12 protein-coding genes and 1 pseudogene are annotated in these 15,957 nt (G+C 55.7%); 5 read left to right on the plus strand and 8 right to left on the minus strand.

The genetic code is table 11. The annotated features are described in order from the left end of the window. Nucleotides 1-9: 9 nt before the first annotated feature. A pseudogene (gene yccS, locus HWQ14_RS19495) lies at nucleotides 10-2,172 on the plus strand (YccS family putative transporter). On the opposite strand, the gene HWQ14_RS19500 reads toward yccS, so the two are convergent. Continuing rightward, the gene (locus HWQ14_RS19500) at nucleotides 2,129-2,755 is read right to left on the minus strand and encodes a TfoX/Sxy family DNA transformation protein (protein WP_176610706.1); all 627 of its coding nucleotides are present in this window, start codon (nucleotides 2,753-2,755) and stop codon (nucleotides 2,129-2,131) included. The pseudogene yccS and the gene HWQ14_RS19500 overlap by 44 nt on opposite strands. Nucleotides 2,756-2,972: 217 nt before the next feature. Here HWQ14_RS19500 and sulA point away from each other — a divergent pair, with 217 nt between their 5' ends. Together sulA and ompA are read left to right on the plus strand one after the other, a co-directional pair. Further along, nucleotides 2,973-3,482 carry an SOS-induced cell division inhibitor SulA gene (gene sulA / locus HWQ14_RS19505; RefSeq protein ID WP_176610707.1) on the plus strand — a complete coding sequence of 170 codons (510 nt, stop codon included), beginning with the start codon at nucleotides 2,973-2,975 and terminating at the stop codon, nucleotides 3,480-3,482. A 356-nt stretch (nucleotides 3,483-3,838) separates the two neighbouring features. Further along, nucleotides 3,839-4,891, plus strand: coding sequence for a porin OmpA (gene ompA, locus HWQ14_RS19510; protein ID WP_176610708.1), 1,053 nt, complete (start codon nucleotides 3,839-3,841; stop codon nucleotides 4,889-4,891). A 65-nt stretch (nucleotides 4,892-4,956) separates the two neighbouring features. On the opposite strand, the gene matP is transcribed toward ompA, so the two are convergent. Further along, on the minus strand, nucleotides 4,957-5,409 hold the full coding sequence (gene matP, locus HWQ14_RS19515; protein ID WP_006809347.1) for a macrodomain Ter protein MatP: 453 nt from the start codon (nucleotides 5,407-5,409) through the stop codon (nucleotides 4,957-4,959). 186 nt (nucleotides 5,410-5,595) lie between these two features. On the opposite strand from matP, the gene HWQ14_RS19520 reads away from it, so the two are divergent. After that, nucleotides 5,596-7,356, plus strand: a complete 1,761-nt coding sequence (locus HWQ14_RS19520) for an AAA family ATPase (RefSeq protein ID WP_176610709.1) — start codon at nucleotides 5,596-5,598, stop codon at nucleotides 7,354-7,356. Between the two features lie 68 nt (nucleotides 7,357-7,424). Beyond that, nucleotides 7,425-7,943 carry a bifunctional 3-hydroxydecanoyl-ACP dehydratase/trans-2-decenoyl-ACP isomerase gene (fabA, locus tag HWQ14_RS19525; protein ID WP_148420990.1) on the plus strand — a complete coding sequence of 173 codons (519 nt, stop codon included), beginning with the start codon at nucleotides 7,425-7,427 and terminating at the stop codon, nucleotides 7,941-7,943. A 71-nt stretch (nucleotides 7,944-8,014) separates the two neighbouring features. On the opposite strand, the gene rmf is transcribed toward fabA, so the two are convergent. The 6 genes from rmf to rlmKL all read right to left on the minus strand — a co-directional run bounded on the left by rmf (nucleotide 8,015) and on the right by rlmKL (nucleotide 15,939). Next, nucleotides 8,015-8,182 carry a ribosome modulation factor gene (gene rmf / locus HWQ14_RS19530; protein ID WP_003858162.1) on the minus strand — a complete coding sequence of 56 codons (168 nt, stop codon included), beginning with the start codon at nucleotides 8,180-8,182 and terminating at the stop codon, nucleotides 8,015-8,017. A 253-nt stretch (nucleotides 8,183-8,435) separates the two neighbouring features. Next, on the minus strand, nucleotides 8,436-9,002 hold the full coding sequence (gene pqiC / locus HWQ14_RS19535) for a membrane integrity-associated transporter subunit PqiC (protein WP_148420992.1): 567 nt from the start codon (nucleotides 9,000-9,002) through the stop codon (nucleotides 8,436-8,438). Further along, nucleotides 8,999-10,639, minus strand: coding sequence for an intermembrane transport protein PqiB (gene pqiB / locus HWQ14_RS19540; RefSeq protein ID WP_148420994.1), 1,641 nt, complete (start codon nucleotides 10,637-10,639; stop codon nucleotides 8,999-9,001). The genes pqiC and pqiB overlap by 4 nt, the downstream gene beginning before the upstream one ends. A 4-nt stretch (nucleotides 10,640-10,643) precedes the next feature. Beyond that, complete coding sequence (pqiA, locus tag HWQ14_RS19545; protein WP_148420996.1) at nucleotides 10,644-11,897, minus strand: membrane integrity-associated transporter subunit PqiA; 1,254 nt, start codon at nucleotides 11,895-11,897, stop codon at nucleotides 10,644-10,646. A gap of 13 nt (nucleotides 11,898-11,910) precedes the next feature. Beyond that, entirely contained in the window at nucleotides 11,911-13,818 is a 1,908-nt protein-coding gene (locus HWQ14_RS19550; protein ID WP_176610710.1) for an ABC transporter ATP-binding protein, read from the minus strand. Nucleotides 13,819-13,830: 12 nt separating this feature from the next. Continuing rightward, entirely contained in the window at nucleotides 13,831-15,939 is a 2,109-nt protein-coding gene (gene rlmKL / locus HWQ14_RS19555; protein WP_176610711.1) for a bifunctional 23S rRNA (guanine(2069)-N(7))-methyltransferase RlmK/23S rRNA (guanine(2445)-N(2))-methyltransferase RlmL, read from the minus strand. Between the last annotated feature and the right edge of the window lie 18 nt (nucleotides 15,940-15,957).

Genomic DNA, 15,957 nt, shown 5'->3' on the forward strand with positions numbered 1-15,957 from the left:
GCCGCTCTCATGCTAAGCCCCCTGCTTCGTCGCTATACGTGGAACAGTAACTGGCTCTATAACGTCAGGATCTTTATCGCCCTCTGCGGCACCGTGGCTCTGCCGTGGTGGCTGAACGATGTGAAGCTCACCATCCCTCTCACGCTTGGGGTGGTGGCCGGCGCGCTTGCCGATCTCGATGACCGTCTGGCCGGACGCTTGCGTAACCTGGTTATCACGCTGGTCTGCTTCTTTATTGCTTCCGCGTCCGTGGAGCTGCTTTTTCCCTGGCCCTGGCTGTTCGCCCTCGGGCTGACGGTATCCACCAGCGGATTCATTTTGCTCGGCGGCCTCGGGCAACGCTATGCCACCATTGCGTTCGGCGCCCTGCTGATTGCCATTTACACCATGCTGGGCGTCTCCCTTTACGATCAGTGGTATCAGCAGCCTGTACTGCTGCTGTTGGGCGCAATCTGGTATAACCTGCTCACCTTAACCGGGCATCTTATTTTTCCGGTTCGCGCCCTGCAGGACAACCTTGCCCGCAGTTACGAACAGCTGGCCCACTATCTGGAGCTGAAATCCCGGCTGTTCGATCCGGATATCGAAGAGGACAGCCAGGCGCCGCTGTACGATCTGGCGCTGGCAAATGGGCAACTGGTCGCCACGCTAAACCAGACGAAAGCCTCTCTGCTCACCCGCCTGCGCGGCGATCGCGGTCAGCGCGGCACCCGACGCACCCTGCACTATTACTTTGCCGCCCAGGATATTCACGAGCGTGCCAGCTCCTCGCATGTGCAGTACGCGGCTCTGCGCGAAAAGTTTCGCTACAGCGACGTGATGTTCCGCTTCCAGCGCCTGCTGTCGATGCAGTCACAGGCCTGCCAGCAGCTTGCCCGATCGATACTGCTGCGTACGCCCTATCAGCATGACCCACGCTTTGAGCGCGCGTTCAGTCATCTGGATGCGGCGCTCGATCGCGTGCAGGCCAGCGGCACGTCGCCGGAACAGTTCAAAGCCCTGGGCTTTTTGCTCAACAACCTGCGGGCCATTGATGCGCAGCTGGCCACCATTGAGTCTGAGCAGGCCCTGGCGCTGCCGGGCAATGACGCGGAAAACCAGCTTGCCGACGACAGCCTGAACGGCTTCAGCGATATGTGGCTGCGCCTCAGCCGCCACTTTACGCCCGAATCGGCGCTCTTTCGCCACGCGGTGAGGATGTCGCTGGTGCTGTGCGTGGGCTATGCCTTTATTCAGATTACGGGGCTGCACCACGGGTACTGGATCCTGCTGACCAGCCTGTTCGTCTGCCAGCCGAACTACAACGCGACCCGCCATCGCCTCGCGCTGCGTATTGTCGGGACATTAGTCGGGGTCGCCATCGGGCTGCCGGTCCTCTATTTTGTGCCATCAGTAGAAGGGCAGCTGATCCTGATTGTTATCACCGGCGTCCTGTTCTTTGCCTTCCGTAACGTGCAGTACGCCCACGCCACCATGTTCATTACGCTGCTGGTTCTGCTCTGCTTCAATCTGCTGGGCGAAGGGTTTGAAGTTGCCCTCCCCCGCGTGATCGACACCCTGATTGGCTGCGCCATCGCCTGGGCGGCGGTGAGCTTTATCTGGCCTGACTAGCGTTTTCGTAACTTACCGCGCGTGTCCGACAGAGCCATGAACGCCAACTGCCGCTACCTGGATGCCATCCTTGAGCAGTACCATCAGGGCCGCGATAACCGTCTGGCCTATCGCATTGCCCGCCGCGACGCGCACAACACCGATGCCGAACTGGCTTCCGTCGTCTCGAATATGTCCACAGAGCCACGCGCCACGGCAGAGATGCGGGAAACGGCCTTCCGTCTGCTGTGCCTGAACCATACCTTCACCAGCTATATCTCCACGCTCGGCGCACACCGCGAGAGGCTGACGAACCCGGGTATCCTGGCGCTGCTGGACGACGCCGTCTGCTACGTTGATGACGCACTTCATCATCAGCCCGCGGATGAGCCACGGGTACACCAGGCGCTGGAGGAACTGTCGCAGCGTATCGTCCATCTTGACCCAGGGACCGACAACAAAGCGCCGCTGGTCCTACAGCAAATTGGCCTGCTTATCGCTTTGCTGCCGGAAATTTGTCGACTGCGTCAGCAGATCGCTACCTGGCGGAACGATGCCCCTGCGACTCGGGCAGCGCATTAAACCACTCTGTAAGCTCCCGGCGAATCTCCGCCGGGAGTGCCGCCTCATGCAATCCCTCTATAGCACCTTCAAGCGCAAACAATACCCGGATACTCAGCCCCTTATTTTTAGAGCGCATTTTCAGCCAGCTTGTCTTAGACCCCAGCTGCCGTAGCGTCTCTTCATTAGTAATGCCCGCCTCCATAAGCAGGACCTCAATCTGAAAGGTCAGGTTCGGCAGATCCTTCAGCCGGTTACGCTGATGGCGCTGGTAGCGCTCTCTCCTGGCGGCATCCAGCGCAAAAGAGGAGAGCTGAAGCAGTTTTTCCCTGTCTTGCCACAGGCCTTCATCCACGCGGTAGTAATTAAGCAGAACCGGACGTCCGCGTTTCATTAACGTCAGAAAAGAAGAGGCGTTTTTTACACAGTACTTTGCACTCTCCTCACAGGCGCGAAGGTAGAGTTCGCCGTCAGACACCATGGCAAATACCGCTTCATCCACGGCCAGGGTATAACCGCCAAACAGGGCACGATGACGAATTTCACCCAGCGGAGAGAGGTATTCCTGGGATTGATAAATCCGTTCATAAGATATCTTTTTCATGATAATTCCATTAAAAATCAAACATTAACCACGACATTTCTTACTAACGGATCCGTTAGCAGGAAAATAGGCAACTTATTGTCGTTGGGCAAGATGATTTTTTCAGGTTCACCGGGAATGGATGAAATTTGCGAGTTGCTTTCCGAAAATGAGGTTGATCTTTATGCATACAGGGGTTACTGTATATCCATACAGTAACCACAGGGCTGGAATGAACATGTACACTTCAGGCTATGCAAATCACTCAACACCTTCCTCTTCTGCCGCCGGCACTACTGCGCAGAATTCTAGCGGACGTGTATCGACAGGGCTTATCAGTGAAGTGGTTTACCGTGAAGACCAGCCGCTGTTAACACAACTTTTACTTTTGCCGCTGTTACAGCAGCTCGGCCAACAGTCTCGCTGGCAGCTCTGGCTGACGCCTCAGCAAAAACTGAGCCGCGAGTGGGTGCAGTCCGCTGGCCTGCCGCTGGCGAAGGTGATGCAGATTAATCAGCTTTCCCCGTGTGATACGGTCGAGTCGATGGTTCGGGCATTACGTACCGGGAACTACAGCGTCGTGATTGGCTGGCTTCCTGAGGAACTGACGGAAGAGGAACATTTGCGTCTGACTGAAGCAGCAGAAGAAGGTAACGCAATGGGCTTTATTATGCGGCCGGTTCGTGCAGATTCTTATCGCAGAGGACAACTTTCTGGGCTAAAAATTCACTCAAATTTGTACCATTGAGTCATTTTAAGAGTTTTCCTGGAATTTTTTTCGACCTCATGATGCAAAAAAAGTTCAACGCGCCAAAACTGCGGCAAGGCTTGTCTGACGCGGTTCTCGTTAATTTTACTGCACAAAATTCGTTCAAAAAATGTTAAATATTGGGTATACGGACCTTTTTTTTTCATATGCCTGACGGACTTCACACTTGTAAGTTTTCAGCTACGTTGTAGACTTTACATCGCCAGGGGTGCTCGGCCTAAGCCGAAGATATCGGTAGGTTTATATTTGACCACGCCCCCCGGTGAAGGATTTAACCGTGATTTCTCTGACGGAGATATTCATGGCAAATTTTGGATGATAACGAGGCGCAAAAAATGAAAAAGACAGCTATCGCGATTGCAGTGGCACTGGCTGGCTTCGCTACCGTAGCGCAGGCCGCTCCGAAAGATAATACCTGGTATGCAGGTGGTAAACTGGGCTGGTCTCAGTTCCATGACACTGGTTGGTACAACAGCGACCTGAACAACGATGGCCCTACTCACGAGAGCCAGCTGGGTGCAGGTGCGTTCGGTGGCTATCAGGTTAACCCGTATGTTGGCTTTGAAATGGGTTACGACTGGTTAGGTCGTATGCCTTACAAAGGCGACAACGTAAATGGCGCTTTCAAAGCTCAAGGCGTACAGCTGACCGCTAAACTGGGTTACCCAGTAACTGACGATCTGGACGTGTACACCCGTCTGGGCGGCATGGTATGGCGTGCAGACTCCAGCAACAGCATCGCTGGTGACGACCACGACACTGGTGTTTCTCCAGTATTCGCTGGCGGCGTTGAGTGGGCAATGACCCGTGACATCGCTACCCGTCTGGAATACCAGTGGGTTAACAACATCGGTGACGGTGCTACCGTTGGCGTTCGTCCAGACAACGGCATGCTGAGCGTTGGTGTTTCTTACCGTTTCGGTCAGCAGGAAGATGCGCCAGTCGTAGCTCCAGCTCCGGCTCCAGCTCCAGAAGTACAGACCAAGCACTTCACTCTGAAGTCTGACGTTCTGTTCAACTTCAACAAAGCGTCCCTGAAACCAGAAGGTCAGCAGGCGCTGGATCAGCTGTACACCCAGCTGAGCAACCTGGATCCTAAAGACGGTTCTGTAGTGGTTCTGGGCTTCACCGACCGTATCGGTTCTGACGCTTACAACCAGGGTCTGTCTGAGAAACGTGCACAGTCTGTAGTTGATTACCTGGTATCTAAAGGTATCCCAGCTAACAAGATCTCCCCACGTGGTATGGGCGAATCTAACCCAGTTACCGGTTCTACCTGTGACAACGTGAAACCACGCGCTGCACTGATCGACTGCCTGGCACCAGATCGTCGCGTAGAGATCGAAGTTAAAGGTATCAAAGACGTTGTAACTCAGCCTGCGGCATAAGTTATCGTCTTATAAAAAAACCCCGCTATGCGGGGTTTTTTATTATCTGAACAAACGTAAAAACGTCATTTTTTACCCAGCAGTGCCTGCAAATCGTTCTTCAGCGTCGACATCTGGCTGGCATATTTTTCTTTGTGTTCGGCATCTTCAATCAGCTGCACCACCGTTTCAGACAAAGTTTTCCCGCGACGTTGCGCAAGCCCGGCCAGACGCTGCCAGACCATAAACTCCAGGTCGATGGATTTTTTACGGGTGTGCTGATGTTCAGCATTGAAGTGCCGCTTACGTCGCGCACGGATAGTTTGCTTCATCCGGTTCAACAGGGCCGGATTAATGTGTTTCTCAATCCAGCCGTTGACCTGTACCGGTTCGTTTTCGAGGGTCAGCAACATATCCACAGCTTCTTGTGCCGCGCTGGCTTCGATGTAGCAGGTGATCAGCTCCCCTTCACGGTGCTTTTTGACCAGGTACTTCCATTTCCAGCCGCTTTCGAGGTTTTCCAGTTGTTGATATTTCATTGCGATCTCAGTGTTACCGTGTAACTCTGTTCAGAATATCAGTTTTTTGGCAATCTGCTGAAAAGAAATCATATCCTGTGAAACACGACAGGCTATCTGCATGACGAAATCCCGAATCCTGATTGGGCAGAGTGCACCGCTTACGGTATACTCCACGGTTTTACATCTGACTAAAAAACATCAACTTTGACCATTACGAAACTTGCATGGCGTGACCTGGTTCCGGATACCGAGAGCTATCAGGAGCTGTTTGCACAGCCAGACCTCACAAAAGAACACGAATACATACTTAGCGAGACACAACCGCGTTTGCATTACGCGCTGGAGCAGATGACGTCCCCCTGGGCGACATCTCCTTTCATGCTGCTCAAAGCCCCGGAAGAAGCCGAGTATCTGACGCTTCTCGGTGATGCCATGCGCCAGTTGCAGCCGAAAACGAACGCCGTTTTTGGCGGTCGCTATCATGTTGCCGGACGCGACGTCACGTTCGAACCGTCAACGCAGGCCGACGGGCTTTTCGCCGCAAAAGGCGAGGTGATTACCGCCAGCTGGGTGGAAGCCGAGCAGCTGTTTGGCTGCCTTCGTCAGTTTAATGGTGAAGTGTCGCTGCAGCCGGGGCTGGTACACCGCGCGAACGGCGGCGTGCTGCTGATTTCCCTTCGCACCCTACTTGCACAGCCTCTGCTGTGGATGCGCCTGAAAATGGTAGTAACGCAGCAGCGTTTTGACTGGATTGGCTACGACGATTCGCGTCCGCTGCCTGTATCCGTCCCGTCGATGCCGCTCTCGCTGACCGTTGTGCTGACGGGTGACCGCGAATCTCTGGCTGATTTCCAGGAAATGGAGCCAGAACTCGCGGAACAGGCCGTATACAGTGAATACGAAGACAATATCCAGATTGCCGATGCCGATGACATGGCGCAGTGGTGCAGCTGGGTTATGGACGTGGCAGAACGTTTTGCCCTGCCCTCACCGGCCGACGACGCGTGGCCCGGCTTAATCCGCGAGGCCGTGCGCTATACCGGCGATCGGGAAACCCTGCCGCTCTGCCCGCTCTGGATTGGCAAACAGCTGCGTGAAGTAGGCGTCATCAGCGGCAGCGGCGCGTTTAGCGGCGAGCAGTTTACCCAGATGCTGGCCCAGCGCGAATGGCGTGAAGGCTATCTTGCTGACCGTATGCAGGATGAAATTCTGCTGGAGCAAATTCTGGTGGAAACCGAAGGCGAACGTATCGGGCAGATCAACGCCTTGTCCGTTATCGAGTTCCCGGGGCACCCGCGCGCCTTTGGCGAGCCTTCCCGCATCAGCTGTGTTGTGCACGTTGGTGACGGCGAATTTACCGATATCGAACGCAAGGCCGAGCTGGGCGGAAACATTCATGCCAAAGGCATGATGATTATGCAGGCCTTCCTTATGTCTGAACTCCAGCTTGAGCAACAGATCCCCTTCTCTGCCTCTCTGACCTTCGAGCAGTCCTACAGTGAAGTCGACGGCGATAGCGCCTCCATGGCCGAGCTGTGCGCGCTGATCAGTGCCCTGGCAGAAGTGCCAATCAATCAGAACATCGCGATCACCGGCTCCGTGGATCAGTTTGGTCGTGCCCAGCCGGTCGGCGGACTGAATGAAAAAATTGAGGGTTTCTTTGCCATCTGCGAGCAGCGCGGTTTAAACGGCAAACAGGGCGTTATTATTCCAGCCCCTAACGCCCGTCATTTGAGCCTGAGCCAGGCGATTCTGGACGCGGTAGAGCAGGAACAATTCTTCATCTGGGCCATCGAAGGCGTTGATGATGCACTACCCTTACTGACAAACCTGGTCTGGGATGGCGAAGGACAGACCACCCTGATGCAGACCATTCAGGAACGTATTGCTCAGGCGACACAGCAGGATGCTCGTCATCGTTATCCGTGGCCGTTACGCTGGTTAAGTTGGTTTAGTGCAAACTGATCGGACTTGTTCAGCGTACACGTGTTAGCTATCCTGCGTCCTTCACTAAAATAAGGCTTACTGAGAACATGGTAGATAAACGCGAATCCTATACTAAAGAAGACCTTCTTGCCTCTGGTCGCGGTGAACTGTTTGGCGCGAATGGCCCGCAGTTACCGGCCCCAAATATGCTGATGATGGACCGTGTCGTGAAAATGACCGAAACCGGCGGCAACTTTGATAAGGGTTACGTAGAAGCAGAACTCGATATCAACCCGGACCTGTGGTTCTTCGGTTGCCACTTTATTGGCGATCCGGTAATGCCTGGCTGCCTCGGCCTCGATGCAATGTGGCAGCTGGTTGGCTTCTATCTGGGCTGGCTTGGCGGTGAAGGCAAAGGCCGCGCGCTGGGCGTTGGTGAAGTGAAATTCACCGGTCAGGTTCTCCCGACCGCGAAGAAAGTCACCTACCGCATCCATTTCAAACGCATCGTTAACCGTCGTCTGATTATGGGCCTGGCGGATGGCGAAGTGCTGGTTGATGGTCGTCTGATCTATACCGCGAACGATCTGAAAGTGGGTCTGTTCCAGGATACCTCTGCTTTCTGATAGCGGCTTTTAGCCTCCTCCAGAAAGGCGAAACCTCCGCATTGCGGAGGTTTCTTTTTAAAGAGACGGTATCAGGCAAGTACTGCCCTGTCTCCGATGGCTTCTCGCCAGCCCCCTAACCATTGAGACCTTTGATTTAAGGCCTGGTAGGGACACATTTCTTTTGAACGTCCGGCGATGCCAGCCTGATAACCACGTTGATGAGCCCTTTCCAGGCGATCTCGTTTCTGTCTCTTCATGCCTCGTTTCCCTCATTCTTTTGTCTGGTGGAAAGAAAACAGTGGTTGCAATATGTGCAAGCACAGTTAACGAATACCCCGAATCAGCCTCAGCGTCAACGTTCAAAATTCATACGGGTGTCATATTTGTGAGCTATGCGGAAGATCGTTTGTACAAAAAATGTGATGCGGCACAAGTAACAGCCTGAAGCCAAAACGAAAAAAAGCCGCAATCAGCGACAAGCTGAGAGCGGCTTACGACTATGAATTTTACTTATGGCAGCCGGGAAATCTCTCTGGCAATGGCGGCCGACTCCTGCGCCCATCCCTGTGCGAGCACTTTCACCATCTCGTCATATCCATCTTTTTGCTGCTTCAGCTCAAGATGGAAAGGACGCTTGATCAGCTGTCCCTGATGGTTCAGCAGCCACTCCCCGCTGATGACAACGGCACCGTCATAGCGGCCGTGGAAGCCCGTTACGTTAACATTCAGCGTGTCCTGATCGCTTCCCAAAGGCTGTGAGGCCACGACCCAGCCGGGGAGCTGACCGCTCAGATTTGCCACCAGCGTATTGCGTAACTGCTGATCCAGCGGGCTGGCCCACAGGTTATTGCTGGCGATCACGTACTGCACGTCGCTGGTCTGGTAAACCACCCCGTTGCCTGCCAGATAATCCGGTACCGCAACCTGCTCGACCCACAGCAGCCGGCTGCCCTGCGAGGCGATGCTTTGAGCGCCCGGCTGCGCGCCCATGGGCAGCTGATAGTAGCTTTTGTTATCACTTCCCGAGCTACAGGCCGTTAATACCAGCGCGCCCACGATAGTTAGCCATTTTTTCATTGTTTCGCCCTCTTAGGCTCAGGATCCTTTTTATCTTTCGCTTCAAACACCAGCGCGTTGCTCTTCTCGTTGAGCGTTTTCAACACTGGCTGGAGCTCGCGTAAGACCTGGTCAAGACGCTGCATGTCCGCCACCATTTTGTTGTAGGCCGCTGAACCAGGCTGGAAGCCCTGCATACTGCGGTTCAGTTCGCGCAACGTTTTCTGCATATCCTGCGGCAGCTGCTGCATGGACTGGTTGGCGGTGAGCTTGTTGATATTATCCAGCGTGGTTTGCAGACGTCGCATCGTCGCCTGGCTCTGTTGCAGCGATCCCGTTGCAGCCTCAAGCATTGGATTCAGCGGCAGATTGTTAATCTTATCCAGCGTTTCCATCAGGCGCTGCTGGATCTGCGCCAGGCCACTGCTCACCGTAGGGATAATTTTATAACCGCCAAATTCGCGGATCCCCGTCATTGGTGGCGCTTTTGGATAGAAGTCCATATCGACATACAGCGCCCCCGTCACCAGGTTACCGGTTTTCAGCGAGCCGCGCAGACCGCGGTTCATCAGGTCGGTGATGTGCTCGCCGATATCCTGATCCTGACCAATCTGGTTAATCAAACGCTCAGGCTCAATGCGGATCAGCACCGGAATACGGTAATCATCATCAAGCATCTGCTTAAGACCCGGAACAAAGTAAGGCACCTGTCCCACTGTCCCCAGACGGATACCGCGGAACTCGACCGGCGCTCCCGGCTGCAGGCCACGCACCGAATCCTTAAAGAACATCAGATAGTCGATGTGATCGGTATAGAGCGCATCCTGAATGCTTTTCTGATCGTCAAACAGCCTGAAGGCGGTTTTCTCCGCCACCGGCTGTCCGAGATCCAAACCTTCCGGTACGTCAAAGCTGACGCCCCCGCCAAACAGGGTGGTGAGTGACCCCATCTCTACGCGCATCCCCGCCGAAGTCAGATCGACCGCGATCCCGCTGTCTTTCCAGAAGCGCACGTTGCTGGTCACCAGGCGGTCGTTCGGCGCATTGATGAAAAGCTGATAGCTGATGGTCCGCTTTTGCGGATCGAACGTACTGGTCTCAACCGAACCGACGCGGTAGCCGCGGAACAGCACAGGATCGCCCGGCGAAAGCTGGCCCGCTTTTTTACTGTCCAGAATGACGCGGATCCCCTTAGCGTCCGGCGGCGCAAGCGGCGGAGAGTCCAGCAGCTCATAGCTCGCGGGCTGGATACCCTTGTTGCCAGGCTGAAGCTCAATGTAAGCCCCTGACAGGAGCGTTCCTAACCCGCTGATCCCTTCACGGCCGACCTGAGGTTTAACCACCCAAAAGACGGAATCTTCATGCAGCAGTTTTTCCATGCCGGCATTCAGGCGAGCCTTAATTTCTACATGGGTTAAGTCATCCGTCAGGGTCGCACTTTCGACCACGCCCACATCCACGCTGCGGCTTTTGATGGTGGTTTTACCGCCCTCAATGCCTTCTGCATTGGTGGTGATTAGCGTGACTTCCGGGCCCTGATGGCTGTAATGATAAAACAGGATCCATGCGCCGATCAGCGCGGTCACGATGGGGAATATCCACACCGGCGACCAGTTTCTGACCTTCTGCACTTTAGCCTCTCCACTCTTATTTTCCATGCTCTTACTCTTCCTCATGGCTTGTCTCGGGCTCACGATCCCACGATAAACGAGGGTCGAAGGTCATGGCCGCAAACATGGTCATAATGACGACCAACGCAAACATCAGCGCTCCCATCGCGGGATAAATACTCATCAGCCCGCCCATGCGCACCAGCGCAGAGAGAACCGCTATCACAAACACGTCAATCATCGACCAGCGGCCAACAAATTCCACAACCTCATAAATCAGGTGCATACGTTCACTGTCGCGCTTTCCGTGCCCTTTCGCATCCCAGCAAAGCCAGGCAATCGCAATCATCTTTAAGGTCGGCACCATAATGCTGGCGATGAAAATCACCCCCGCAACCGGGTACGACCCTTCCCCCCACAGCAAAATAACCCCGGCCAGGATGGTCGAAGGCATTTTGTCGCCGAGCAGGTCGGTGATCATGATCGGCAGGATATTGGCGGGCAGATAAAGCATGATGGAGGTCACCAGCAGCGCCATCGTCCATTGCAGGCTATTTTTACGCCGCACGTACCCCTTTGTTTCACAGCGCGGACACACCTCGACCTCTGCGGGCAGGATGGCGGTGCAGCAGGAGCAGGAGCGAAGCCCCTGACGAATGCCCGGCACGCCCACCTTAACCGTCTGCGACAGCGTCGGCGCCGGGGCGATATCGTCCCAGGCCCAGCGTCGGTCTACGCACTGAAAGGCGCGCAGCTGCAGCACGCAGTACAGGCACCAGGGAATAAAGCTGCTGCCAATTCCCACGTCGCCGTAGGCCATCAGCTTCACGAAGCTGACCAGTACCCCCGCCAGAAAGATCTCCGCCATCCCCCAGCTTTTCAGCTGGAACAAAACGCGCGCGAGTTTGATTTTGAGGGAGAGCGGCATCCTGACGCGGTTAACCAGCAGCAGGATGACGACCAGGCAAAAGGCCGGAACTATCTGCACGAACAGCAGGAAGAAGGTGCCGAGGCTGGCGTAGTCCTCCGAGAACATGACGTTCGGGATTTCCAGTAAATCTACCTGGCTGGTCATCCCCCCCACCTTCATGTAGATGAAAGGGAAGAGATTGGAGAGCAGCAGCATGAATAACGCTGCCAGCGCATAAGCGGTAGGACGCTGCCTGGGCGCGTCCCACTCGGTTGTCAGCGTCGCCCCACAGCGTGGGCAGGCAGCCTTGTGTCCGTGACCAAGCTCTGGCAACGCCACAAGCATATCGCACTGCGAGCATAGAATATGCCGATCGGCATGGTGCTGGTCACACATAGTTTATCCCTGTTTATGCGCCGTTTTTCAGAGACTCAAGATACTCCCAGCGCTCAAACGCTTCCTCCAGCGCCTGCTCGGCCTGGGAGAGCTCAGCCAGTACTTTCTGAGTATAGTCGTGAGGCTGCGTAAAGAATGACGCATCAGCAACCTGAATCTGCAGCGCTTCCAGCGCGGCTTCCAGCTCTTCCAGACGCTGCGGCAGGCCTTCCAGTTCGCGCTGCAGGTTATAGCTCATTTTAGCCGGTGATTTTTTGGCCGTTTCAGCTTTTGCAACAACGGGTTCCGCTACGCTTTTGGTCCTGGCCTGTTTTTGCGCCATGGACTGGGATTGCTGCCCGCGCGCGTCGTGATAGCCGCCAACATACTGACCAATCCGGCCTTCGCCTTCGAAGATCCAGCACTCGGTCACGGTGTTATCCACGAACTGACGGTCGTGGCTAACCAGCATCACCGTGCCCTGATAGCCATCAATCAGTTCTTCAAGCAGCTCCAGCGTTTCGACATCCAGGTCGTTCGTCGGTTCATCGAGGATCAGTAAATTGCTTGGTTTCAGGAACAGACGCGCCAGCAGAAGACGGTTACGCTCCCCGCCGGACAGCGCGCGCACCGGGGTCATGGCGCGTTTTGGATGGAACAGGAAGTCCTGAAGGTAGCCCAGCACGTGGCGCGGCTTGCCGTTAACCATCACCTCCTGCTTACCTTCGGCAAGGTTATCCATCACCGTGCGGTCTGGATCCAGCTCGGCGCGGTGCTGGTCGAAGTACGCCACTTCCAGCTTGGTGCCGCAGTGAATACGGCCGCTGTCGGCCTGAAGCTGGCCCAGCATCAGCTTCAGCAGCGTGGTTTTACCGCAGCCATTCGGGCCGATAAGCGCAATTTTGTCGCCGCGCTGTACCCGCGCGGAGAAATCGTTCACCAGCACTTTACCGTCGACCGAATAGTTAACGTTTTCCATTTCGAAGACAATCTTGCCGGAGCGGGACGCCTCTTCAACCTGCATTTTGGCGCTGCCCATCACCTCACGGCGTTCGCTGCGTTCGCGACGCATCGCCTTCAGGGCGCGAACGCGGCCTTCGTTACGGGTACGACGCGCTTTAATGCCCTGACGGATCCACACCTCTTCCTGCGCCAGCTTGCGGTCGAACTCAGCATTTTGCAGCTCTTCCACGCGCAGGTTCTCTTCTTTCTCCAGCAGGTAGGTATCGTAATCGCCCGGATAGGTCACCAGCTTGCCGCGGTCGAGATCGACGATGCGTGTCGCCATATTGCGAATAAACGAACGGTCGTGCGAGATAAAGATAATGGTGCCGTTAAAGGTTTTCAGGAAACCTTCCAGCCAGTCAATCGCTTCGATATCCAGGTGGTTCGTCGGTTCGTCCAGCAGCAGCACCTTAGGCCCGCTCACCAGCGCACGGCCCAGCGCCGCTTTACGCAGCCAGCCGCCGGACAGCGCCGACAGCTCCATATCCGCTTCGAGGCCAAGCTGCGCCAGCACTTCGTTAATGCGGTTTTCCAGCTGCCACAGGCCGTGGTGATCGAGCATCTCCTGCACCTTAGCCAGCTCGTTGAGATTCTTGTCGCTCGGGTCAGTCATCACCAGATGCGAAATCTCGTGGTAGCGCTTCAGGTATTCCGCCTGCTCAGAAATACCTTCCGCCACGAAATCATAAACGCTGCCGGTGACGTTACGCGGCGGATCCTGTTGCAGACGAGAGACGATCAGATCCTGTTCGTAAACAATGCGGCCATCGTCCAGCCCCTGCTCGCGGTTAAGGATTTTCATCAGCGTCGATTTGCCCGCGCCGTTACGGCCAACCAGGCAGACGCGCTCGTTATCTTCGATATGCAGCTCTGCATTATCGAGAAGCGGCAAGTCGCTGAAGGAGAGCCACGCGCCGTGCATACTAATTAAAGACATTTATTTTTCCTTTCAGACCGCGGAGATAAGCCAGCAGTTGTGGATTTGACGGTTACGGGCAAAGTCCTGAGACAGCGTTTTTTGGCTGATTTCTTGTGCTTTCAGTCCCAGTTCGGCCAGGCCGTCGTGATCCATGCGGAATCCGCGCTTGTTGTTCGAGAACATAATGGTGCCGCCCTTACGCAGCAGGCGCTTCAGGTCGGTCATCAGGCGCAGGTGATCGCGTTGAACATCAAAGCTATCCTCCATGCGCTTGGAGTTAGAGAACGTCGGTGGATCGATAAAGATCAGATCGAACTGTTCATCCGTATCGCGCAGCCAGCCCAGCACGTCGGCCTGCAACAGACGATGCTGACGCCCGGTTAAGCCGTTGAGACGCAGGTTGCGCTCCGCCCACTCCAGATAGGTGCGGGACATATCCACCGTGGTGGTACTGCGCGCGCCGCCAAGCCCTGCATGCACGCTGGCGCTGCCGGTGTATGAGAAGAGGTTAAGGAAATCTTTGCCTTTGCTCATCTGGCCCAGCATGCGGCGGGCGATACGGTGATCGAGGAACAGGCCGGTATCAAGATAGTCGGTCAGGTTAACCCACAGGCGAGCATTATATTCGCCCACTTCGATGAAGTCGCCCTTCTCGCCCATTTTCTGATACTGATTTTTACCTTTCTGACGTTCACGGGTTTTCAGCACCAGCCTGTTTGGCGAAATGCCGAGCACGGCGATGGTCGCCGCAATGACGTCCAGCATACGCTGACGCGCTTTTTGCGCATCAATGGTTTTCGGCGGGGCATACTCCTGAACGACCACCCAGTCCGCATAGCGGTCAACCGCCACGTTGTATTCCGGCAGGTCAGCGTCGTACAGGCGATAGCATTCGATCCCTTCCTGCTTCGCCCACTTCTCAAATTTCTTCAGGTTTTTGCGCAGACGGTTGGCGTAATCTTCCGCTACGCCGGAGGGCTTGCTGTCCGCCGCCGTCTCGGCCAGATGGTAGTTTTTCTGCACGCAGTCCAGCGGGCCGTTTTTCGCCTTGTACTGGCGATCCGCACGCAGCTGCAGGCAGCTCAGCAGCTCCGGCGAGGCGCTAAACAGGGAGAGATTCCAGCCGCCGAAATGCGCTTTCATGTTGCGGCCCAGCAGGCTGTGCAGCGCAATCAGCGCCGGCTCGCTGCCCAGACGTTCGCCGTAAGGCGGGTTGCTGATCACCGTACCGTACGGGCCCTTAGGCAGCGGGTTGGTCAGGTTCGCAACGTCCTTGACGTCAAATTGAATCAGCTCGCCAATCCCGGCGCGGCGGGCGTTGCTGCGGGCGCGTTCAATGACGCGGGCATCGCTGTCCGAACCATAAAAGCGAGACGTGTACTCCGCCAGCCCCTTGCGCGCGCGGGTCTGCGCGTCGTCCTTCACCTCTTTCCAGAGGGCTTCATCGTGCTGTGCCCAGCCTTTAAAGCCCCACTGTCCACGGTGCAGGCCTGGCGCACGGTCGGTAGCCAGCATCGCGGCTTCAATCAGCAGCGTGCCGGAACCGCACATCGGATCGAGCAGCGGCGTACCCGGCTGCCAGCCGGAGCGCATGACGATGGCCGCAGCCAGCGTTTCTTTTATGGGCGCCATCCCGGTGCGGTCGCGATAGCCGCGCAGATGCAGGCCCGCGCCGCTCAGATCCAGGGATATGCTGGCGGTGTCGCCGTTCAGCCAGACGTTGATACGCAGATCCGGGTTTTCGCGGTCAACGTTCGGGCGTTCCTTATTTCGACGCGTGAAGCAGTCGACAATGGCGTCTTTGACGCGCAGAGCACCGTACTGGCTGTTGCGGATCTCATCGTTGACGCCGTTGAAATGCACCGCAAAGGTGGCGTCCGGGGTGAAGATCTCTGTCCAGTCGATCATCTGTACGCCGGTGTAGAGATCAAGATCGCTGTAGACCTTGCACTCTTTCATCGGCAGCATGATGCGCGACGCCAGACGGCTCCACATCAGGCTCTGGTAAATAAGCCGCGTGTCGCCCTCAAAATGGACACCACCCTGAACCACCCGGCACTCTCTCGCGCCCAGGCCTTCCAGTTCAGTTTTTAACAGCTCTTCCAGCCCACGGGCCGTACTGGCAAACAGAGAATTCATATCGTCACTTTTACTCTT

Source organism: Enterobacter cloacae (genome assembly GCF_013375935.1).
Lineage (GTDB): Bacteria > Pseudomonadota > Gammaproteobacteria > Enterobacterales > Enterobacteriaceae > Enterobacter > Enterobacter pasteurii.